Here is a 20,970-nt window from a genome sequence, read left to right as displayed (position 1 = left end):
ATGGCTCAATAGCCGGAACGATAAAACGCCCTCCATCGCAAGATGGGGGGCGTTTTTTATTCACATTAGAGATTTTTATTAGTGTTGATTTGTTATATCAAAAGCTTTTATCCTTGATTATGTAAGTTCAGATATAGAAAAATAATTCACGACGATGCATAAAAGGAACAATATGGACCGTTTTCGGTTGATAACAAAAAAACTATTAAGTACTAATTATAAGAATAGTATTCTAATAGCATCACTCATTACCATGGTTGTATCCCCAATATTTATTTATGTTAATATTTTTAATGGTGGGATATCACATGAACACTCTCGCTGGGCTGAGTTTGGTTCAGCTATTGGTGGGATCTATGCCCCAATAGTTGGGGGGCTCACGTTATTTGTTTTACTCCGTCAGGTTGGTTTGCAGAAACAGGTAAACGACCAGTATTATTTACAGCAGGCAAGAGAGGATATCGAGTTTTATGCGTCACAATTATCGACTATCCTCGATGACCCCTTGGTTGGTGACGTGTCATTGCGTGCGGTGCTTCATGAGAGGTTTATGTTATGTAACACTGAAACGTTATCTTCTGAAGAGATGAAAGAGATTGCTATCGATATTCATCGAATAATACCTAAATCGATTGATATGTGGTCTGCAATTTATCATATTTTAATCGGTTTAACTGCTGTTGATTCTGCTCAATTCAAAATGACATTATCGTCATCTAAACAGAAGCTTATTGCATTACTTAGTATAGAAATTTGTGTGGCTTTAGATAATCTTCATTTTTCTCGGTCACATGAAACTTGTAGCTTCAACTATGAGTTTAGCCCCTACTTGGATAAAGTTAATTAAAAGTCCGTAGGTTCGATTCATGTACAGCTCGTAGGTTCGATTAGCGAAGCGTAATCGGACGTTCGCGTTCTTTTAGACGGTGCCATAAAAATAATGCCCTTCCTGTTACCTAAAAAAGAGACCGGCATATAGCCGGTCTCTTTTTTATTTACCGCAACATTACACCTGCGGCGGGGTACTTTCCGCGTTGGATATCACCGCATCCACCTCGGCCTGCTCCACTATGGGCCTTATCAATCTGACGACAAGGGTGCCATGGTTAATACCAGCTTGCCGATATGACGGCCTGAATCCAGCAAATGGTGGGCGGCCGCCGCCTCATGCAGCGGGAAGGTCTGGTAAACCTGCGGTTTGACCTCGCCGCGTTCGATAAATGGCCAGACATGAGTTTGCAACTGGGCAATCAGTTCGGCTTTTTCTTGCGGAGTCCGCGAGCGCAGGGTGGATCCGATATGGGTCAGCCGCTTTTGCAGCATGGGAAACAGATCCAGATTGGGGGCGGCGCCCGCAATAATGCCGATCTGGACTATGCGACCATTGATGGCGGCCGCTGCATAGTTGCGCGCGACATACTCCCCGCCAATGATATCGAGAATGATGTCGGCGCCATGGCCATCGGTGGCGGCATGCACGGCCTCGACAAAATCCTCCTCCTTGTAGAGCACGGCCACATCGGCGCCCAGCTTGATGCTGGCGGCCTGCTGCTCGGGTGAGCCGACCGTGGTGATGATTTTGGCGGCGCCAAATGCCTTGGCCAGCATGGTGGCGGTCGTGCCGATGCCGGAGGCGCCGCCATGAATCAAGATGATGTCGCCTTTTTTAAACTGGCCCCGTTCAAACATATTTGACCAGACCGTCATAAAGGTTTCCGGCAGTGCCGCGGCTTCGACAAAGCTCAATCCGGGCGGCAGGGGCAGGACATTGCTCTGGTGGGCGACGCTGTACTCGGCATAGCCGCCACCCGAAATCAGCGCGGCGACCTTGTCGCCAATCTTGAGATGGGTTACCTGCTCCCCTTTGGCGACCACGACCCCGGCGACCTCCAGCCCGGGAATATCCGATGCCCCTGCCGGAGGCGGGTAGAGCCCTTTGCGCTGCATCACATCCGGCCCATTGATGCCGGTCGCATAGTGCCGGATCAAAACCTCATCGGGCTTGGGCTCTGGTGTGGCGCGGGTGGTCAGTTGCAAGACATCGGGGCCACCGGGTTGGGTAATTTCTACCGCGCTCATGGTGGCGGGAATGGAATAGGCGTTAGGCATCAGCGGCTCCTTGTAACGAGGTGATATGAGGTTCCCCGAGTGGGATGAGCACCAAGATAGTGGAGATTGCTGATGAATAAACGCAGTATTATCCCTCACCTGTAATGCAAAAATGCATTTCAATCGGGAGTCGTGATGAACTGGGATGATGCGAAAATTTTTCTGGCGTTGCATCGGGAAGGGAGCCTGAGGGGCGCCGCCCGTGTGGTCGGGGTCGATCAGGCCACCATTGGCAGGCGGATTGCCGCACTGGAGCATCGTCTGGCGGCCACGCTGTTTCTCCGCACATCCAAAGGGTATGTGCTGACTAATGTCGGAGAGATAGTGCTGGCCAGCGCCCAGCAGATGGAGCTGGCAGCCATTGATTTTGTGCGGGCGGCGCAAGGGGTCGACAACCGCCTGGTCGGGGAGGTCAGTGTGGCGACCACAGACACCCTGGGGATGGATTTTCTGATACCGGCCCTGACCGAGCTGCATCAGCGTTATCCCGATATCAGGGTCATCCTCAATACCTCGACCCAGGTGGTCAATCTGTCCTTGCGGGAAGCGGATATCGCGATCCGGACGGTGAAGCCGGACAATCCTGACCTGATTATTCGCAAGCTGGCCTCCTGGCCGGTCGGGTTGTATGCCTCCGCCGACTATCTGGTTCGCCATGGCATTCCCGAAGCGGGCACCGGTTTTGCGGGCCATTCGCTGGTGGTGTATGAGCCCCACTGGCAGAGCGCTCGCTCGCCAATGATGCTCGAAGAGGCGGCCGAGGGGGCCACGGTCGCCGCGGGGGTCAATACCAGCCTGATGCTGCGTCAGGCCCTGTTGATGGGGCTGGGGCTTGGCGAGGTAGCGGTTCCGCTCGCAGAGCAAGCCGGGTTGGTGCGGGTCTGGCCCGAGCGGCAGTTACAGCAATCCTACGATGTGTGGTTGGTGACCCATCAGGATGTGCAGCATGCCGCGCGGGTCAGGGCGGTCATGGATGCCATCGTCAGGGCATTTGCCGCGATGGCCTAAATCTGGCGGGCGTTCTGTTCAGGTTTTGTCGCAGCACTGTCACATCCCTTGCCATAGTCATGGCGGTTGAGGGAAAACCCTCATTTACTTGGTCTCTGACAGTCAATACTGTGAGACCGAGTCCACCACTACTGGAGCCTGACCCATGACCGACATGCTTGTTGACGATAAACAACCGACCCCGGATCCGGCAGAGCAGAATGCCTTCTTCCCGTCGCCCTACTCCCTGAGCCAGTTCACCTCGCGCAAATCTGACCTTGCCGGGGCCGACTATCCCGCTCCCTATCGGGAGGGGCGCTGGAAGATCCTGCTGATCGGTGCCGATGAGCGTTATCTGCCCACCGACAACGGCACCCTGTTTTCCACCGGCAACCATCCGGTCGAAACCCTGTTGCCCATGTATCACCTCGACAAGGCGGGCTTTGCCTTTGACGTGGCCACCCTCTCCGGCAATCCGGTCAAGTTCGAGTGGTGGGCCATGCCCGGCGAAGACGAAGAGGTGCTGGGGCTCTATGCCAAATATCAGGCGCAGTTCCGCCAACCGGCCAAGCTGGCCGATCTGCTGAAAGAGGCGCTGGCCGCCGACTCGGACTATATCGGCGTCTTTATTCCCGGCGGCCACGGCGCCCTGATGGGGCTGCCGGAGAGTGCCGAGGTGAAAGCGCTGCTGGAGTGGGCGATGGCCAACGATCGCTTCATCATCTCCCTCTGTCACGGGCCTGCTGCGCTGCTGGCGGTGGCCAATCCAGAGACCTTCGCGGGCTACAAGATCTGCGCTTTCCCCGATGAGCTGGATGCCCAGACCCCGGCAATTGGCTATATGCCTGGCCACCTCACCTGGAAGTTTGGCGAGAAGCTCAAAGAGATTGGCTTCGAGATCGTCAACAACGGCATCTCGGGAGAGGTGTGCCGGGATCGCAATCTGCTGACCGGTGACAGCCCGCTGGCTGGTAATAACCTCGGCAAGCTGGCCGCCACCACCTTGCTGGAGGCGGTTGCCAAGCGATGAGGTTGTCGTCGTCGCCAGCGAATGCGCTGCAGGTCGCGGTGGCGCTGGAAGGGTGCCAGCGGCTGGAGGAGATCCAGCAACTGGTGCGCGCCTTTGCCACCCCGCTGGGGTATCACCGCTTTGCGCTCTTCTCCATCAGCGCCAGCGAGGAGGGGGTGGTCGAGCATCTCTACTGGCTGGAGGGGGAGTGGCTGGAGAGCGGCGAGGCGGTCGACCTGCATGCCTATATGCGCGAGTGCCCGATGGCGATGCATATCAGGGAGCGAGACCAGCCCTTCTTCTGGAGCAAAACGGTTGGCGCTGCTGGCGAGCAGTACCGTATCGTTCGCTATCCTGAGGGGCCGGGCCGACATGGCTTGCAGGTACCCGTCTATGGGCCGTTGGGACTGGAAGGGGCGATGAGCTTTGGCGGCGATCAGATCGATGCCAGTGCCCACACTCGGGTTGGCCTTGCGCTGATCGCGGTGGCGGCTTTTCATGCTGCCCGTCGGCTGATGGAGATGCCGGTAGCGGGTCACGAGCGTGGCCTCACTGGGCGCGAGCGCGAAGTGCTGGAGTGGGTCTCCCGGGGTTGGCGCCATGCCGATATCGCCACCACCCTGAAACTCTCGGTGCGCACGGTCGAGAACCATCTGCGCAGTGCCCGCCGTCGACTCGGTGTAGCCACCACGGCAGAGGCGGTCAGAGTGGCGCTCAGGAACCGCGATATCGAGGGTTGAGGGGTCATCCCTTTGTCAGGCATGTAAAAAGAGACCGGCATATAGCCGGTCTCTTTTTTATTTCCGCAACCTTTACGCCTGTGGCGGGGTGCTTTCGGCGTTGGACATCACTGCATCGATTTGTACCAGAGCACCGGCGGGCAGTTCGCGCACCGCGATCACGGTGCGGGCCGGCAGGTAGGCCGGGAAGTATTTGGTATAGATGGCATCCACCTCGGCCAGATCCGCGATATTGGCGAGCTGGATATTGACCTTGACGATATCGTCCATCACATGGCCGATGCTCTCCACAATCGCCTTGATATTGCTGAGGCACTGGGCGGTCTGTTCCTTGATGCAGCCAGCCAGGATCTTGCCGGTGGCGGGGTCAATCGGCAGTTGGGCAGAGAGATGGTTGTAGTGGGAGAAGGCGACGGTCTGGCAATGGAGCGGGCTCTGCGGTGCCTTGTCGGTATTGCGGGCACGGATCACCAGATTGTGTCTGTCTTCCACCAGTTGCGGCGGGGTGCCGTCACCGTGGGAGATGACCGCATCCATCTGCACCCGTGCCCCCATGGGCAGGGCGGCGGCACTGACCACCGAGCGGGCAGGCAGGTAGGCCACGGCGCGGGCAATGGCAGAGTCGGGGAAGAAGGTGGTGTAGACCTCGTTGACGGCCTCCAGATCGGCCAGATCGGTCAGATAGACGGTGACCTTGACGATATCGTCAAACGGCACGTCGATGCTCTCCAGCACCGCCTTGATATTGCGCAGGCACTGGCCCGCCTGCTCCTTGATGCCACCAGCAACCAGCTGGCCCGAGGCTGCATCCACCGGCAGCTGGGCGCCGATATTGTTGTAGTGGGAGAAGGCCACGGTATGGGTGGAGAGCGGATTGTGCGGCGCCTTGTCACTGTTGCGGGCGAGCTTCACCAGCGGGCAAGGATCTTGCGGGAAGGTGCCTTCGCCGTTGGAGATGATGGCATCAATCTGCACCAGCGCACCCAGCGGCAGGGCGGCGACGGCGAGGGTGGTGCGGGTCGGCAGATAGCCCGGGAAGAATTCGCGATAGACGGCGTTGACCGCCTCCAGATCCGCCATCTCTTTCAGGAAGATGGTCGCTTTCACCATATCGTCCATCACATGGCCGATGCTCTCGATGATCGCCTTGAGGTTGCTCAGGCACTGTCTGGCCTGCGCGGTGACATCGCCGCTTACCATCTTGCCGGTGGCGGGATCGACCGGCAGCTGGGCGGAGATATTGTTGTAATGAGAAAACGCCACCGTTTGGGTGCAGGGGCCCAGATCCTGGGGTGCATGGGGGGTATTTCTTGCCGACTTGATGATGGTGCCACTCATAGATATGCCTCTTTTTAATATTTGTTGTTCATTCAGGTACAGGTTTACCCCATCTCGTTGTGCGCCATGGCCACTGCGCCAGCGGCGGCATCCCCGGTTATTATTTGTGATCCACTCAATTACTGAGAGCAATAAGGGAGGAGAGGACAGGGTAGATATTTCAGACGCTGCGATTCTATGAGTGGCTATCAGGGGTTGCAAACCGCTGATTGCATTTCTATGAGATGGCTCAATGGGTGCAAATTTAATGTGATTGCTATTCAATTCATGCTGAATAGTCACCTGTTTGTCCGCCAATGGCCATGCATCGAGCAATAGTCCAGTCCGGGCGGGGGTTGGGGCAGATACCTTGGCAGTGAAGGAGTGTAAAGAAAGGGTTAATGCGATGCATCAAGCTGCCATCAAACTATTTTATTGTGCATAGATATGTACTTTATGTTTTTTTAGTCATCTATCTTGCCGCGCAAAAATATGTTAGCAGACATTACTGTAACAGTAGTTAAAGATGTGGCTGGAATATAATTCAAATATTTGCATGGGGGATGCTTGTTAATTATCGGTAGGCTGACGGTTGGCCAAGACTCGGAGCGTTTTTATCTTTTTATGTATCTGGTGAAATATGCGTGACACAGCCCAGTGGTCCCATATCGAGGTGACCAGGGTTGGCAATATATCGGCTGACCGGGTGCGGCATGGTCAAGAGAGGATGACGTTGGCTCGACGCAGCGCTATGGATCGGGCTCTCTGCGCCGGTTGTAGTCTACAGCCTGCCAGGGATGAAAGGGTCTCGGGCGAGGCCAGCTGCCGTGGCATGGTTGTCTGCGGGATTGTTAACAAAAATGTGAACGAGATCACCGGATGGACAAGGGTTTAAGGCTGGAAATGGAGCAGAAAGGAGTAGAATGGCACTTTATTTTTGAGGGTCATTCGATGCCCAACTATCACTTTTTCACGCTGGGCCAGGCGCTTACCTATCTCGATGCCAATGCCCCGCGCTATAGCGATGAGCGTCGTCAACTGGTTGAGCAGGGATTTGCCGCCATGGCGGCCCCCATCTTTGCAGATACGCCGGTTGAAGCACTGGCGTTGTTGCGCCAGCATCAGGCATGGAAGGAGGAAGCCATGGTCGATGCACTCTCCTTGACAGTTGCCACTGGGCCGACGCTCGTCTCCTGTTTGCAGGAGAACCCTTTATCCGCGAGTTGAACAGCATCATGGCACCATCGAGGTGGCGCCATGTTGCCGCTGTCCGCTTGCGATCTACCTCTGGTGCAGTTCGCCTTCCATTACCAGTAGAGTATCCATCCCTGCCGCCTTGCCAGCCTCAAGCCCGATCCGGGTATCTTCAAACACCAGACAGTTGGCGGGATTGGCGCCGAGCAGCTCGGCCACCCGCAAGAAGGTGTCGGGATGCGGTTTGTGGTTGGTGACATCATCGGCGCTGACCACCACAGAGATATAGGCATCGAGCCCGGTGCTTTTGAGGATGGAGTCCGCCTGATTGCGCGGTGAGCCGGTGCCAATCCCCATCTTGACCTTGCCGTGATAGTGCCTGACCAGCTCCCACATCTTGGGAAAGACGCTGACCTTGTCGATATGTTCCATATAGAGGGCAATCTTGCGACGGGTAAAAGCCTCGACATCCACCGTCAGCCCCTGCTGCTCGGCCAGCATGGCGATGATCTTGCGGGTGGGAATGCCGCCGTACTGATAGAGCTGATCCCGCTCGAAGGGGATGCCGAATTCGGCGCAGGTAAGCTCCCAGGCATCCAGATGGAGGGGCATGGAATCTACCAAAGTGCCATCCATATCGAAAATCAGGGCATCGTAGTGATCAAACCCGTACTGCTCACGCTCGCTCATGGGGGCTCCTCGAATCAAATAGGGCAGGCTAGCAGAAACGGTCGGCGTTTTGTGGGATCGGCCTCATGGTTGGGCAGATTGTGGCCGCCGTTTTTTCTATCTCTTGCTGATTTGTGAGACAATAATCCGTTCATTGCCGGATACTTTGGCATATCAGATCTGCGAGTCCGCTTATGACCTCGAAAATGTCCCCCAAAACCATCTTCTCCAGTGTGGCGCTTGTGATCGCGCTCGGTTCACTGGAAAAGAGCATCGTCACTACCCCGCTGCCCATGATTGGCGCCGAGCTGCATGCCGGTGCCGCCCTCACCTGGGTGGTCACCGCCTACCTGCTGGCGGCCACCGCCGTGCTGCCCCTCTATGGCAAGCTGAGCGATCTCTTTGGTCGGGTGCGGATGCTCAATATCGGCATCGGCCTGTTTCTGGCGGGCTCGGTGGCCTGTGCTCTTTCCCAGGATCTGCAGACCCTGCTGGCAGCGCGGGTGCTGCAAGGGCTGGGGGGCGGCGGTCTGATTGCCCTCGCGTTTACCGTGATTGCCGACACCATTCCGCCGCGGGAGGTGGGCAAATATCAGGGCTACATTTCGGCGGTCTATGCGGTCTCCAGTATCGCTGGCCCCTTGCTCGGCGGCTACTTCACCGAGCAGCTCAGCTGGCGCTGGATCTTCTGGATCAATCTGCCGCTCGGGGCGCTGGCAGTCTTTCTCATCAACCGCAACCTCAAGCAGCTCAACGTGCGTCGCCACAGTCGCTTCGACTGGAAGGGGGCGGGTCTGCTGATTACCGTCACCACGCTCACCCTGTTGCTGCTCTCGCCGGAAGCGGCGCTGCCCGCCGTCTGGCTTTCGGCGGCGCTGGGCGTTGCATTGCTGCTGCTGATTCTGATTGAACGGCGCGCCCACGACCCCATATTGCCCGCCCATCTGGCCCGGTTGCCCGGCTATCTGGTGAGTGTGCTGCTGGTGATGCTCTCCCAGTTGCTGATGTTTGCCGTGCTGGTCTATCTGCCGTTGCAGATGCAGTGGCAGAAGGGGATGAGCGCCAGCGAGAGCGGCGCCATCATGGTCATCTTCATGATCTGCATCACCGCTGGGGCCTTTGTCGGCGGCAAGCTGATTGGCCGTACCGGTCACTACAAGAGCTTTGTCGCGGTGGGCTTTGGCCTCGCGGCAGTGGCTCTGTGGCAGATCCACTTCGATGCCTGGGTCAGACTGGCGCTCGGGTTTGCCGGTATTGGTCTCGGTCTGGTGCTGCCCGCCCTCTCGGTGGTGGTGCAGAATGCCCTGCCGCGGCAGGATCGCGGCATCGGCATGTCGCTGTTCAACTTCGGGCGGGAGCTCGGCGGTGCCGTCGGCGTGGCTATCTGCTCCATGCTGTTCCACTTGCGCCTGCCTGCTGGCAGCGGTGGCGATCTGAGCCGGCTCGCCCCCGATCTGCTGGCCCCGGGCTTCAGCGCGACCTATATCGGCATGGCACTGATCGCCACGCTGGCGCTGCTCATCACCCTGCTGGCGTTGAAGCGCCATGAGCTGGCCTCTATCAGCGCCTGATTTGACCTGCGCCGACATAGGCTCACCATAGCTAGCATCAGGGCTCCCCGCGGGGAGCCCTGATTGTTATTTGGCGAATAGAGTGGCTGTTGCCATCAAGCCATTCTCAGGTTACTCCTGCGCCGGACTCTCCTTGCCCGCCAGCTGGCTCAGCCAGGCGAAGCGGCGATTGGCCTCCTGCTCTGCCTCTTGATAGAGCTGGCTGGCCACCTCCGGCAGCTGGCGCTCCAGCCGCTGGAAGCGGGGCTCATGGCGCAAGGTCTCGGCCAGCGAGGCATTGGGTGCCCGCGAGTCGAGTGCCAGCGGCAACTTGCCCTCGTCAGCGCGGCGCGGATCGAAGCGGTAGAGAGGCCAGAAACCGGTGGCAGTCAGCTGTTTCATCTGCTCGTGGCTCTCGGCCATGTCGTAGCCATGCTCCTCGCAGGGGCTGTAGGCGATGATGAGCGACGGCCCCGGGTAGGCTTCCGCCTCCTGAATCGCCTTCACGGTCTGGTTCATCTGGGCACCGAGGGAGATCTGCGCCACATAGACGTGACCATACATCATCACGCTGGCCCCGAGATCCTTGCGCCCCTTGCGCTTGCCCTGCTCGCCAAACTTGGTAATGGCACCGAGTGGCGTCGCCTTCGACTGCTGGCCGCCGGTGTTGGAGTAGCACTGGGTGTCGAGTACCAGCACATTGATGTTCTCCCCCAGACTCAGCACATGGTCGAGCCCGCCAAAGCCGATGTCGTAGGCCCAGCCATCGCCGCCGATGAGCCAGACCGATTTTTCCACCAGATAGTCTGCATCGCGAGCCAGCTCTTGGGCTGCCGGGGTCTGGCTCTCCTGCAGAAGCGCTCGCAACTGCTGGATATGGGCCCGCTGCTCGGAAACCGGCAGGGTGGCATCGCCGAGCGCCTCGCGCAGCGCTGCCGGTATGGTGTCGCCCAGGCTCGCCAGCAGACGGCGCACCCGCTCCCTGTGCTGATCGACGGTAAGACGGAAGCCCAGTCCGAACTCGGCGTTGTCTTCAAACAACGAGTTGGCCCAGGCCGGCCCACGCCCGTCGGCGTTGGTGGTGTAGGGGGTGGTAGGCAGGTTGCCACCATAAATGGACGAGCAGCCGGTGGCGTTGGCAATCAGCAGCCGATCGCCATAGAGCTGGGTCAACAGCTTGATATAGGGGGTCTCGCCACAGCCGGAGCAGGCGCCCGAGTATTCAAACAGCGGCGAGATGAGCTGGGAGGTGCGGATGTCGATGCGCTCCAGCTGCTCGGCGCTGCGCTCTGGCAGGTCGAGGAAGAAGTCGTAGTTGGCCTTCTGCTCGTCGAGGTGATCGAGGCGCGAAGCCATATTGATCGCCTTGCGATCCGGGTTGCTGCGATCCCTGGCCGGGCACACCTCTACGCAGAGATTGCAGCCGGTGCAATCCTCCGGCGCCACCTGCAGCACGTACTGCTGGCCGCGCATGTCACGGGATTTCACATCCAGCGCATCCAGGGTAGCGGGAGCAGCGGCCAGTGCATCCGGTTCTACCACCTTGGCGCGAATGGCCGAGTGGGGACAGGCGGCGACGCAGTAGTTGCACTGGGTACAGAGCTCCGCTTCCCAGATGGGGATCTCCTTGGCGATGTTGCGCTTCTCCCAGCGGGTAGTACCGACCGGCCAGGTGCCATCCGGCGGGAAGGCGGAGACCGGCAGGCTGTCACCCAGCCCCGCCAGCATGGCGGCGGTGACGGTCTGGACAAAGTCGGGGGCCTTGGCCGAAACCACCGGTGGGCGCGGGCGGCTGGCAGGATCCAGCTCGCCAAGTTGCACCCTGGTCAGTGCGGCGCAGGTTGCCTCCAGAGCCTGCCAGTTGCGTTCGACCAGCGCTTGTCCCTTGCTGCCATAGCTGGTGGCGATGGCCTGCTTCAGCAGGCTGGTCGCCTCTGCGGGGGGAATGATGGCGCTGAGCTGAAAGAAGGCCATCTGCATCACGGTATTGATGCGGTTGCCGAGCTGGCAGTCGCGGGCAATTTTGGCGGCGTTGATGATGTAGAAGCGCGCCTCTTTCTCGCGCAGGGCGTGCTGCACCTCGCTGGGGAGACGTTGCCAGATATCCGCTTCGCTGTAGGGGGTGTTGAGCAGGAAGATGCCGCCCGCTTTCAAGCGCTCCGCCATCCGGTACTTGTCGACAAACTGCCACTGATGGCAGCCGATAAAGTCCGCCTCTTCCACCAGATAGGCCGATTGGAGCGGCCGCTCGCCCACCCGCAGGTGAGAGACGGTGAGACCCCCCGCCTTTTTCGAGTCGTAGACGAAATAGCCCTGCGGATAGAGCTCGGTGTGGTTGCCGAGGATCTTGATGCTGTTCTTGGCCGCCGAGACGGTGCCATCGCTGCCAAGGCCGTAGAAGAGCGCCTCCAGCTTGTGTTGCTGGCTGTGAATGGGGCTTGAGGTGTCCAGCGCGTTTAGCGGTAGCGAGAGACCTGTGATGTCATCGAAGATGCCGACGGTAAAGCGCGGACGCGGGTTCTCCTGCGCCAGTTCAGCAAACACCGCCAGCGCGCAGGCGGGACCGAACTCTTTGGAGGATAGACCATAGCGGCCGCCGATAACCCGCGGCAGGCTTGCCCGCTCGCCCCGGCTGACCGCTTCGGCCAGCGCCGTCATCACGTCGAGATAGAGGGGCTCGGCCTGTGCGCCCGGCTCCTTGGTGCGATCCAGCACGGCGATGGAGCGTGCACTCTCGGGAATAGCGGCCAGCAGATGCTCGGCCGAGAAGGGACGGAACAGCCGCACCTTCACCAGCCCAACCTTCTCCCCTTGGGCCAGCAGGCGCTCGATCACCTCCTCGCAGGTGCCGATGGCCGAGCCCATCAGCACCACAATCCGCTCCGCCTGCGGGTGGCCGACATATTCAAACGGCCGGTAGTGGCGGTCGGTCTGCTCGCCAAAGGCCTGCATCGCTTCGCTCACATGGCCATAGGCGGCGTCATACCAGGGATTGCTCGCCTCCCGGCACTGGAAGTAGGTGTCCGGGTTGGCGGCGGTGCCGCGAATGACCGGTTTGTCGGGGGTGAGCGCCCGGTCACGATGGGCGCGGATGGCATCAGCGGGCAGCAGGGCACGCAGGGTGTCGTCAGCGAGCGGCGCTATCTTGGCGATCTCGTGAGAGGTACGAAAGCCGTCGAAGAAGTGGATAAAGGGGAGGCGGCTGTTGAGGCTCGCTATCTGGGAGATCAGGGCAAAATCCTGCGCCTCCTGCACATTGCTGGCACAGAGCATGGCACAGCCGGTCTGGCGCACCGCCATCACGTCCGAGTGATCGCCAAAGATCGATAGCGCATGGGTCGCCACGGTGCGCGCCGCCACATGCAGCACGAAGGGAATGAGCTGACCCGCCAGCTTGTAGAGGTTGGGGATCATCAGCAGTAACCCCTGCGACGAGGTAAACGAGGTCGCCAGCGCGCCGGTCTGCAGGGCTCCGTGGACGGCGGCGATGGCGCCCCCTTCCGACTGCATCTCGACAACCCGGGGCACATCCCCCCAGAGGTTCTTGCCCCGTTCGCTCGACCAGGCCGACGACTGCTCAGCCATGGCCGAGCTGGGGGTGATGGGGTAGATGGCGATGACTTCGCTGGTGCGGTACGCCACCGAGGCGACTGCGTTATTCCCGTCTGTGGTGATCATCTGTTTTCCACTTTGCTATGCCAGTTTGAAAGCCGATAGTTGCATCGGCAATGGATAGGTCGCAGGCATAGTAAGAGGGGCAATGAGAGCGTATCAAACGGGATAAATAATCAATTAATAAGTCAGTAATAGTGGTTAATTTAATCCCGCCGCGTGGGGGAATGATTTTCTGCTGACAGCCGATGGATGGCGATTGACGGGCCATTGGCATGGCCCGTCAGCACGGGGTTAATCCTGATCCACTCGCAGCCAGATGGCACACTGATAAGGGGCGAAGAGTGGCAGTGGTTCGCCTGGGTAATTGGCCAGCAGCAACCGCATCTTGTCTGTCACCTTGTCGAAGTGGGGCATCGGCAAGGGGTTCGCAGTGAGATTGGCGAGCAGCAGCAGGGTGTGCCGCTCGCCGTTCGCCGGATCCTGCCAGTGGCGGCGATAGCTGATGCGCTCGGGATCATCCCCATCCAGCAGATCGAAATTGCCGTGGCGAACGACAGGGTGAGCCTTGCGCAGGGCGATGAGCTGGCGATAGCAGTGAAACGGGGAGTCGGGGCGGGCCATCTGCTCGGCGGCATTTATCTCGACGTGGTTTGCATTGAGGGCAATCCAGGGCGTGGCCGTACTGAATCCTGCGTGGGGGACAGCGTCCCACTGCATCGGGGTACGGGCGTTGTCGCGGCCGATGGCATCGAGCCGCCGACTCAGCTCGGCAGGATCCAGCCCTGACTGGCTGGCGCGGTAGTTGATTGCCTCCACATCGCGCAGCTCGTCCGGCTGCCAGTGGCGGTTGGTCATGGCGAGCTCCTCCCCCTGATAGATGAAGGGAGTGCCCTGCATCATGTGCAGCACCATGGCCCACAGCCTGGCACTGGTTTCCCGCCACTCGGGCCTGTCATCGCCAAAGCGGGAGACGGCGCGGGGCAGGTCGTGGTTGCCGAGAAACAGGCTGTTCCAGCCACGCCCGTGTAGCCCTTGCTGGTGGCGGGCCATGGCTCGCTTGAAGGCGAGGGGAGCAAAGCGGGATGACCACTTGTCACTGCCCAGCCCCAGATGCTCGAAGTTGAACACCATGCTGAACTCGCTGCCATCGTGGTTCGAATAGTTCTGCATATGGGCGAGATCGGCTCCCCAGGTCTCCCCCACCGTGATGATCCCCTTGCCGCCGAAGCTGGCGGCATTGAGCTCGCGGATATAGTCGTGCAGGCGCGGGCCATTGCTCATGGCAAGCTGGTCCCACTCCTTGCTCACCATATCGATCACATCGAAGCGAAATCCCTTGATCCCTTTGCCCAGCCAGAAGTTGATCACCGCCGCCATTTCGGCGCGCACCGCCGGGTTGTCCCAGTCCAGATCGGCTTGACTGGGATCGAAGTTGTGCAGGTAGTAGCGATCAAGCTCCGGCACGTACTGCCAGCCGCTGCCGCCAAAAATCGAGGTAATGGGGTGAGCGTCAACGAAGGCCTGGTCGCGAAACACGTAATAACTCTGATAACGGGGATCCCCGGCCAGTGCCTTCATAAACCACTCGTGCTCGGTGGAGGTGTGGTTGGCGACGATATCCATCATGATGCCGATGCCGTGAGCGGCCGCTTCGGCTATCAGCAGCTCCATCTCGGTCAGGGTGCCGAAGGCGGGGTCGATGGCACGGTAGTCCGCCACATCGTAGCCGTTGTCCCGTTTGGGGGAGCGATAGATGGGGGTGAGCCAGAGCATATCGACCCCGAGGGTGGCCAGATAGTCGAGGCGCTGACGGATGCCGTTGATGTCGCCCAGTCCGTCGCCATCGCTGTCCTGAAAGCTCATGGGGTAGATCTGGTAGATGACGCAGCTATCGAGGTCTATATCGGGCGTGTGGAGGGGTTGCGGGTTCATCAGCGTGGCCGGTTGGGGGAGGAGATTTTCTATCTTACGCAGATGAGCTGCTACTCGACAGGGCAGGGGAAACCTTGAAAAGGGTTCCATTGTTGGCTGATTGCCAAAAGTGCGGGAAGGGTCACAAAGGTGCCATCCCAGGCCACGGCTGTGGTCGGGATGGCACGGCACTTAGCGTTGGATGCTATGCAGGAATACCGGTTATTGAGCAGCCTTGGCCTGCTCGCTGTGCTGCTCCTGCTGGCGCTCTGCCTTCTCTTGTTGGCGTTCCGCTTGTGCTTCCAGCTCCTTGCCGAGGAAGTAGTTCAGGAAGGTGCGGATCACCGCGATGATGGCAAGGCGGATCAGCTCCTCCTTGCTTGGCGCGACCGTGGTGGCCAAGATGTCGGCGGCGAGCTGGAACTCCAGCGCCAGAATGAGCCAACTGCCAAAGCAGAGACGAATACGCGGAAAACCGGGCTGGTGATCCCGCACTCTTGCCGCCAGCCAGAGGGTCTTGCCAAGCCCTATCACCACACAGGCGATGGAGATGATCTCCAGCAGCAGCTGGAACAGCTCGACCCCGTGCATCATCCCCTCTTTCAGGCTCGCTATTTCAAACACTCGGGTCACCTCCATGATTCAAAAGAGGACACTATTAACACATCGCTCGGCAATGGCCAAATCCGGCTCAGGCAATCAGTTTGAATTCAATCACATAGAGCGGCGGCAGATCGGGGTAGATATCGCGGATCACCTGTTTGAGTTCGGGGAGGGTCATGTTCTCCTGACGGGCGTGCTCCTCATTCAGTTCATCGAAGGCGACCGCCTTGACCGAGAGCACCTCTATGGTGCCAAAGGGCTGATGCTCCGGGTTGGTGAACAGCGCCAGACGTTGGCCGGGCTGCCAGTTGGCCTCGCTCTCGTCGCGGATGGTGATGGTCTTGCGGCCCGCCTGAATGTCGGCAACGAAGCGGCTGAAGAAGGTGAATTCGGGATAGGAATGAGCAGACATGGTGACTCCTGACTGGGTGAATCGAAATGAGGTGAATGGAAATCAAAGATCGAGATAGGCGCGCAGCTTGGCCAGATCGGTGATAACGGGGCCGTCACTGCTGTCGGCAATTATGCCCTGTTCGACCAGCTCCTTGAGGGCGCGGCGGTAAACCCGCTCGGTGGTGCCGAAGCGCGCCGCCTCATGGGCCCGCTTGCGCGATCCCAGCATCGGAGTGCGCTGGCGCTCACGCCATAGCTCATAGGCGATGTTGTAGGCGATGGGGTGGAGCAGCCGGCTGGTGGTGATCTCCAGGGTGTCGAGATAGTCGCTGGCAAGCGCCGCAGCGAAGAAGAGGGTCAACTCAGGTTCTGCCAGCAGGCGCTGGGCCAGCTTGTGGGCGCAGATGACTCGGGCATCCAGCTCGGTCTCTGCCACCACGTTCCACTGTACCGGGGTTGCGCTGAAGAACTCCATCTCGCCGAAGATTTGGCTGTGGCACTCAATTTCGCCAAGCTGGAAGCGGCGGCCAGAGTGTACCGTGCTGTTGAGGGAGACCCGGCCATGTTCGACCAGATAGAGCTGCTCGCTCTGCTCCCCCTGCCGCATGATCAATTCGCCCGGTAGGTAACGGCGCAGAAACAGGGTGCAGGCGTCGAGCGCCGCGGCAAAGCGGGGTTCAAGCTGCTGGAGTTCGGCGTGAAAACGGCCGAGGGGGTAGGGCTGTTGCTGCATGACTTGCCTGTCGCACCGGATGACGTGGGCCATGAGGCTAGCAAGAGTGCGGGCCGGATACCAGCCCGCACGGTAGCGGATGTGCCGCAGTTAACGGTTTGCGGGTTATTGCACCAGAGCGTGGAGGGCGGCGGCGATGGCGTGCTGCTCACCGGCCATCATCGCCTGTTCGGCGCTGGCGTAATCCGCCACCCCTTGTTGCACATCCTGCTCGAATAGCACCACGTTGCAGAGCACGGCGGCGACCCGCACCTTGCGCAGGCGACCCAAGGTCAGCAGGGAGGCGGTCTCCATGTCAGCGCCGAGCACGCCACGGGCATGCCAGTAGCGGCACACCTCCTGCTCATCATCTCGATAGAAGCTGTCGTGGGAGCGTACCAGCCCGTGCCAATGAGGCTGGCTGCCGGTCGCTACATGGTTGAGCAAGGCGGCCTGCAGCCAGATATCGGCGCAGGCGGGGTACTCGGCGGGCAGATAGGCCTGTGAGGCCCCCTCATTGCGAACCGCCCCTTCCACCACGATAAGGTCGCCAAGGCCGATGTCGTGCTGCAGGGCACCGGCGGAGCCGACCCGGATCAGCGAGCGGGCGCCGGCTTGCACCAGCTCCTCCAGCGCTATGATGGCCGAGGAGCCGCCAATGCCGGTGCTGCAGACCGTGATGGGCAGCCCCTGATAGCGGCCGTTGATGAGGCGAAACTCCCGGTTTTGCCCCAGCACTTCACACTGTTCGAGCTGGCTGGCGATGCGATCGACCCGGGCCGGGTCGCCGCACAGTACCACCCGCTCGGCAATCTGGTCGGGGCGGCACTGGAGATGGGGTAACAGACTCATGGCTTACAGACCTTGTGGCTGGCGCTTGGCGGCAATCACCCAGAGGCGAGTGCCGTTGGCGGCGATAAACAGCAGGATCAGATACTCCAGCGACATGGCGTAAACGCCCTGCGCGGCATAGACACCGATGCTGATGATGTTGATGACGACCCAGAGGATCCAGTTCTCCACGTATTTGCGGGTCATCAGGATCTGGGCTACGACCGAGAGCACCGTCATGCTGGCATCCCAGAACGGGAAGGCATCGGGGGAGGGCTCGGGGATGGCAAGGTTGGCACCAAACAGGTTGAGCAGGGAGACCGAGGTGCGCGCCAGGGTGGCGAAGACCGGGTCGATATAGCGGGTCAGCAGGGCGATGGCCAGCACGCTCACGGCGGCGGTCACCATCAGTTTGGATTTGCTGAGCCAGCGGATCTGCAGGGTATCCCCCTGATCGTTGGCCGGGCGGGTCCAGGCGTACCAGCCGTAGACGTTGGCGCAGAAGAAGAACAGCTGCAGCATCAACAGTCCGTAGAGCTGGATCTGGAAGAAGATGATGGCAAACAGGCTGACGTTGATCAGGCCAAACAGGTAGTTGATGGTCTTCTCCTGACTGGCGAACCAGATACAGGCCAGCCCGAACAGGGTGCCGATGGCTTCAATCCATGACATGGCATAGCCGCCACCCAGCGGTATGGTCACTAGGGTGTTATTGATGCTGAACAGCTCGAATATGCTCATTTTCTGATCCTTGGACATGAGGGTTAGTATGCGAGGGCGCCATTCTAAGGGGTGAGGGGGAGGAGGGGCAGGACTTTTGTCCGCCCCGGGCTTGGCCCATATCAAAGAAATCGCCGCTGGTGCCCAGTTATTCCAGCAGTGATGGGTTATGGGGCCCCGGCGGGCCGGACTTTATTGATATGTAGCAAGATGATAGCGCCATGGCTGTGGTCTGATAGAGTCCACTCTCCGGGAGGAGAATCACGTGATAAAAGGAGGTTGTATTGAATTCCGAGCTTGTCTGGGTGCTCTGTCTGCTGGCTGGCGCCATCTATCTCTTTATGACCAACAAGGTGCGCATGGACGTGGTCGCCCTGTTGATCATTATCCTCTTTGTGCTGAGCGGCACCCTCACCCTGCCGGAGGCGCTGGCGGGCTTTAGCGATCCCAACGTCATTCTGATAGCCGCCCTGTTTGTGGTGGGTGAGGGGCTGGTGCGCACCGGCATCGCTTATCAGGTGGGGGATGCATTGGTGAAGGTAGCGGGCAGCAGCGAGACCAAGCTGCTGGTGTTGCTGATGGTGGCGGTGGCGAGTCTGGGGGCTGTGATGAGCAGCACCGGGGTGGTGGCCATCTTTATCCCGGTGGTGCTGAGCGTGGCGAACCGGATGGGGATCCCGGCCGGTCGCCTGATGATGCCCCTCGGCTTTGCCGGGCTGATCAGCGGCATGATGACGCTGGTGGCCACGCCCCCCAACATGGTGGTCAACAGCGAGCTGATGCGTCACGGCATTCACGGTTTCGGGTTCTTCGATTTCACCCCCATGGGCGTGCTGATCCTGGGGCTGGGCATCCTCTACATGCTGCTGGTGCGCGGCTCCCTGGTGGGCGAGGGAGAAGAGGGCAAGGGCAAGCCGACCGGGCGCCGCACCCTGCGCGATCTCATCCGAGACTACCGACTGGCCGGTCGGGCCCGTCGTCTGGCGCTGCGGCCCGATTCACCGCTGATTGGTCACACCCTGGACGAGCTGCAACTGCGTGCGCGTTATGGTGCCCACGTCATCGGGGTGGAGCGCTGGCGCAAGTTTCGCCGGGTGATGGTGCCGGTGTCGGGGATCAGTGAGTTCCAGGCGAAGGATGTGCTGCTGATCGACATGTCAGACCCCGAGGTGGATGTGCGGGCGTTTTGCAGCGAGGCGCGGCTCGAACCCATGATCCTGCGCGGGGAGTACTTCTCCGATCAGGCGCGGGAGGTAGGGATGGCCGAGGTGTCGCTGATCCCCGAGTCCAAGCTGCTGGGTAAAAGCGTGCGTGAGGTGACCTTCCGCTCCAGCTATGGTCTGAGCGTGGTGGGGCTGCGCCGCGACGGTGAGGCACTGGCAGGCAAGCTAGTGGATGAGCCGCTGCAGATGGGCGACACCCTGCTGGTGGTAGGGAATTGGAGCTATATCAGACAGTTGCAGACCCATAGCCGCGACTTTCTGCTGATGGGGCTGCCCGCTGAAGTGGACGAGATGGCCCCCGCCCGCAGTCAGGCGATCCATGCCCTCTTTTGTCTTGGAGTGATGATCCTGCTGATGGTGACCGATCCGGTGCCCAACGTGATTGCCGCGCTGATCGCCTGTCTGCTGATGGGCAAGTTTCGCTGCATCGATATGGAGAGTGCCTACAAGTCGATCCACTGGCCGACCCTGATCCTCATCGTCGGTATGCTCCCCTTTGCGCTGGCGCTGCAAAAAACCGGCGGGGTGGATCTGATCGTCGGTGGTCTGGTCAATGCGGTAGGGGAGATGGGGCCGCGGGTCATGCTGGCCAGCCTGTTTGCCCTCTGCGCGGTGATCGGGCTCTTTATCTCCAACACCGCGACAGCTGTGCTGATGGCGCCCATTGCGCTGGGCACGGCGCAGCAGATGGGAGTCTCGCCCTATCCGTTTGCCATGACCATTGCCATCGCCGCCTCGGCTGCCTTTATGACGCCGGTCTCGTCACCGGTGAATACTCTGGTGCTGGGGCCGGGCAACTACAAGTTTGCCGATTTTATCCGTATCGGGGTGCCATTCACCCTGTTGGTGATGGCGGTCAGCGTGGTGGCGATCCCCTGGTTCTTCCCGTTCTGATAACCGGGATGATGAATGTGTGCACCAGCGGCCTGCGGGCCGCTTTTTTATGGCCGGGAGACAAGAGTGGCAAGGCGTGCTCGGAATCAGTGAAGAGTGATGTGGACGGGAATTAACGTGGAGATGGGTTAATAGAGGCGCGAGAGAAAAACTGGGGAGAGGCAAATTTCAGATACAAAAAAACCAGCGTGAGCTGGTCTGTTTGGTACTGCTATTAATGGTGCGGAAGGAGAGACTCGAACTCTCACGCCTAGGGCGCCAGAACCTAAATCTGGTGCGTCTACCAATTTCGCCACTTCCGCAATATTAATGGTGGCTATGACGGGATTCGAACCTGTGACCCCCGCATTATGAGTGCGATGCTCTAACCAACTGAGCTACATAGCCGTTTGTTATCGACCACTGATGTGGAAGAGAACAGAAAAATGGCTGGGGTACTAGGATTCGAACCTAGGGATGGCGAGATCAAAACCCGCTGCCTTACCGCTTGGCG

17 protein-coding genes and 2 tRNA genes are annotated in these 20,970 nt (G+C 59.6%); 7 read left to right on the top strand and 12 right to left on the bottom strand.

Translation table 11 applies throughout. From position 1 onward, the window contains the following. Positions 1-172 precede the first annotated feature (172 nt). Positions 173-847 carry a hypothetical protein gene (locus G5168_RS06055; RefSeq protein ID WP_270904712.1) on the top strand — a complete coding sequence of 225 codons (675 nt, stop codon included), beginning with the start codon at positions 173-175 and terminating at the stop codon, positions 845-847. A 233-nt stretch (positions 848-1,080) separates the two neighbouring features. Here G5168_RS06055 and G5168_RS06050 read toward each other — a convergent pair whose 3' ends face one another. After that, the gene (locus G5168_RS06050; RefSeq protein ID WP_421251989.1) at positions 1,081-2,109 is read right to left on the bottom strand and encodes an NAD(P)H-quinone oxidoreductase; all 1,029 of its coding nucleotides are present in this window, start codon (positions 2,107-2,109) and stop codon (positions 1,081-1,083) included. Positions 2,110-2,244: 135 nt separating this feature from the next. Between G5168_RS06050 and G5168_RS06045 the strand changes: the two genes are divergently transcribed. The 3 genes from G5168_RS06045 to G5168_RS06035 all read left to right on the top strand — a co-directional run bounded on the left by G5168_RS06045 (position 2,245) and on the right by G5168_RS06035 (position 4,845). After that, positions 2,245-3,117 carry a LysR family transcriptional regulator gene (locus tag G5168_RS06045; RefSeq protein ID WP_421251988.1) on the top strand — a complete coding sequence of 291 codons (873 nt, stop codon included), beginning with the start codon at positions 2,245-2,247 and terminating at the stop codon, positions 3,115-3,117. A 145-nt stretch (positions 3,118-3,262) separates the two neighbouring features. Then, complete coding sequence (hchA, locus tag G5168_RS06040) at positions 3,263-4,126, top strand: glyoxalase III HchA (RefSeq protein WP_104015454.1); 864 nt, start codon at positions 3,263-3,265, stop codon at positions 4,124-4,126. Beyond that, positions 4,123-4,845 carry a PA1136 family autoinducer-binding transcriptional regulator gene (locus G5168_RS06035; RefSeq protein WP_335844189.1) on the top strand — a complete coding sequence of 241 codons (723 nt, stop codon included), beginning with the start codon at positions 4,123-4,125 and terminating at the stop codon, positions 4,843-4,845. Before hchA ends, G5168_RS06035 begins: the two co-directional genes overlap by 4 nt. A gap of 72 nt (positions 4,846-4,917) precedes the next feature. Here the strand turns inward: G5168_RS06035 and G5168_RS06030 are convergent, their stop codons facing one another. Next, the gene (locus tag G5168_RS06030) at positions 4,918-6,183 is read right to left on the bottom strand and encodes a RidA family protein (RefSeq protein WP_421251987.1); all 1,266 of its coding nucleotides are present in this window, start codon (positions 6,181-6,183) and stop codon (positions 4,918-4,920) included. An 858-nt stretch (positions 6,184-7,041) separates the two neighbouring features. Here G5168_RS06030 and G5168_RS06025 point away from each other — a divergent pair. Further along, on the top strand, positions 7,042-7,389 hold the full coding sequence (locus G5168_RS06025; protein ID WP_254204217.1) for a hypothetical protein: 348 nt from the start codon (positions 7,042-7,044) through the stop codon (positions 7,387-7,389). Positions 7,390-7,443: 54 nt separating this feature from the next. On the opposite strand, the gene G5168_RS06020 is transcribed toward G5168_RS06025, so the two are convergent. After that, positions 7,444-8,046 (bottom strand): HAD family hydrolase, encoded by a 603-nt coding sequence (locus tag G5168_RS06020; RefSeq protein WP_421172810.1) that lies wholly within the window; start codon positions 8,044-8,046, stop codon positions 7,444-7,446. A gap of 185 nt (positions 8,047-8,231) precedes the next feature. On the opposite strand from G5168_RS06020, the gene G5168_RS06015 reads away from it, so the two are divergent. After that, entirely contained in the window at positions 8,232-9,596 is a 1,365-nt protein-coding gene (locus G5168_RS06015; protein ID WP_421251986.1) for an MDR family MFS transporter, read from the top strand. 111 nt (positions 9,597-9,707) lie between these two features. Here the strand turns inward: G5168_RS06015 and nifJ are convergent, their stop codons facing one another. The 7 genes from nifJ to pnuC all read right to left on the bottom strand — a co-directional run bounded on the left by nifJ (position 9,708) and on the right by pnuC (position 18,381). Continuing rightward, positions 9,708-13,253, bottom strand: a complete 3,546-nt coding sequence (gene nifJ, locus G5168_RS06010) for a pyruvate:ferredoxin (flavodoxin) oxidoreductase (protein WP_421251985.1) — start codon at positions 13,251-13,253, stop codon at positions 9,708-9,710. A 228-nt stretch (positions 13,254-13,481) separates the two neighbouring features. After that, on the bottom strand, positions 13,482-15,122 hold the full coding sequence (locus tag G5168_RS06005) for an alpha-glucosidase (protein WP_338711229.1): 1,641 nt from the start codon (positions 15,120-15,122) through the stop codon (positions 13,482-13,484). 201 nt (positions 15,123-15,323) lie between these two features. Beyond that, a complete protein-coding gene (locus tag G5168_RS06000; protein ID WP_199416841.1) occupies positions 15,324-15,725 on the bottom strand; it encodes a DUF1622 domain-containing protein in 402 nt (133 codons plus the stop codon). Positions 15,726-15,792: 67 nt separating this feature from the next. Next, positions 15,793-16,116: a N(4)-acetylcytidine aminohydrolase gene (gene yqfB, locus G5168_RS05995; RefSeq protein WP_421249701.1), complete on the bottom strand. Its 324-nt coding sequence runs from the start codon at positions 16,114-16,116 to the stop codon at positions 15,793-15,795. Between the two features lie 42 nt (positions 16,117-16,158). Next, complete coding sequence (locus tag G5168_RS05990) at positions 16,159-16,830, bottom strand: Crp/Fnr family transcriptional regulator (RefSeq protein WP_421251984.1); 672 nt, start codon at positions 16,828-16,830, stop codon at positions 16,159-16,161. A 105-nt stretch (positions 16,831-16,935) separates the two neighbouring features. Continuing rightward, a complete protein-coding gene (locus G5168_RS05985) occupies positions 16,936-17,661 on the bottom strand; it encodes a nucleoside phosphorylase (protein ID WP_421251983.1) in 726 nt (241 codons plus the stop codon). A 3-nt stretch (positions 17,662-17,664) separates the two neighbouring features. Then, the gene (pnuC, locus tag G5168_RS05980) at positions 17,665-18,381 is read right to left on the bottom strand and encodes a nicotinamide riboside transporter PnuC (RefSeq protein ID WP_040066934.1); all 717 of its coding nucleotides are present in this window, start codon (positions 18,379-18,381) and stop codon (positions 17,665-17,667) included. A gap of 263 nt (positions 18,382-18,644) precedes the next feature. Here pnuC and G5168_RS05975 point away from each other — a divergent pair, with 263 nt between their 5' ends. Beyond that, complete coding sequence (locus tag G5168_RS05975; protein WP_421251982.1) at positions 18,645-20,477, top strand: SLC13 family permease; 1,833 nt, start codon at positions 18,645-18,647, stop codon at positions 20,475-20,477. Positions 20,478-20,695: 218 nt separating this feature from the next. Here G5168_RS05975 and G5168_RS05970 read toward each other — a convergent pair. After that, a tRNA-Leu gene (locus G5168_RS05970) sits at positions 20,696-20,779 on the bottom strand. An 8-nt stretch (positions 20,780-20,787) separates the two neighbouring features. Then, a tRNA-Met gene (locus G5168_RS05965) sits at positions 20,788-20,864 on the bottom strand. Between the last annotated feature and the right edge of the window lie 106 nt (positions 20,865-20,970).

It is taken from the genome of Aeromonas sp. 600724 (assembly GCF_049175135.1).
Lineage (GTDB): Bacteria > Pseudomonadota > Gammaproteobacteria > Enterobacterales > Aeromonadaceae > Aeromonas > Aeromonas veronii_A.
Note: the sequence above shows the minus strand (reverse complement) of the source record. Positions and strands in the feature narration are given on the sequence as shown.

What these genes read in the sequence shown, in the direction of transcription:
- pnuC (WP_040066934.1), bottom strand. Translation starts at nt 18,381, where the DNA reads ATGAGCATATTCGAGCTGTTCAGCATCAATAACACCCTAGTGACCATA.
- hchA (WP_104015454.1), top strand. Translation starts at nt 3,263, where the DNA reads ATGACCGACATGCTTGTTGACGATAAACAACCGACCCCGGATCCGGCA.
- G5168_RS06030 (WP_421251987.1), bottom strand. Translation starts at nt 6,183, where the DNA reads ATGAGTGGCACCATCATCAAGTCGGCAAGAAATACCCCCCATGCACCC.
- G5168_RS06015 (WP_421251986.1), top strand. Translation starts at nt 8,232, where the DNA reads ATGTCCCCCAAAACCATCTTCTCCAGTGTGGCGCTTGTGATCGCGCTC.
- G5168_RS06025 (WP_254204217.1), top strand. Translation starts at nt 7,042, where the DNA reads ATGGACAAGGGTTTAAGGCTGGAAATGGAGCAGAAAGGAGTAGAATGG.
- yqfB (WP_421249701.1), bottom strand. Translation starts at nt 16,116, where the DNA reads ATGTCTGCTCATTCCTATCCCGAATTCACCTTCTTCAGCCGCTTCGTT.
- G5168_RS05985 (WP_421251983.1), bottom strand. Translation starts at nt 17,661, where the DNA reads ATGAGTCTGTTACCCCATCTCCAGTGCCGCCCCGACCAGATTGCCGAG.
- G5168_RS06055 (WP_270904712.1), top strand. Translation starts at nt 173, where the DNA reads ATGGACCGTTTTCGGTTGATAACAAAAAAACTATTAAGTACTAATTAT.
- G5168_RS06035 (WP_335844189.1), top strand. Translation starts at nt 4,123, where the DNA reads ATGAGGTTGTCGTCGTCGCCAGCGAATGCGCTGCAGGTCGCGGTGGCG.
- nifJ (WP_421251985.1), bottom strand. Translation starts at nt 13,253, where the DNA reads ATGATCACCACAGACGGGAATAACGCAGTCGCCTCGGTGGCGTACCGC.
- G5168_RS06050 (WP_421251989.1), bottom strand. Translation starts at nt 2,109, where the DNA reads ATGCCTAACGCCTATTCCATTCCCGCCACCATGAGCGCGGTAGAAATT.
- G5168_RS05990 (WP_421251984.1), bottom strand. Translation starts at nt 16,830, where the DNA reads ATGCAGCAACAGCCCTACCCCCTCGGCCGTTTTCACGCCGAACTCCAG.
- G5168_RS06045 (WP_421251988.1), top strand. Translation starts at nt 2,245, where the DNA reads ATGAACTGGGATGATGCGAAAATTTTTCTGGCGTTGCATCGGGAAGGG.
- G5168_RS06020 (WP_421172810.1), bottom strand. Translation starts at nt 8,046, where the DNA reads ATGAGCGAGCGTGAGCAGTACGGGTTTGATCACTACGATGCCCTGATT.
- G5168_RS06005 (WP_338711229.1), bottom strand. Translation starts at nt 15,122, where the DNA reads ATGAACCCGCAACCCCTCCACACGCCCGATATAGACCTCGATAGCTGC.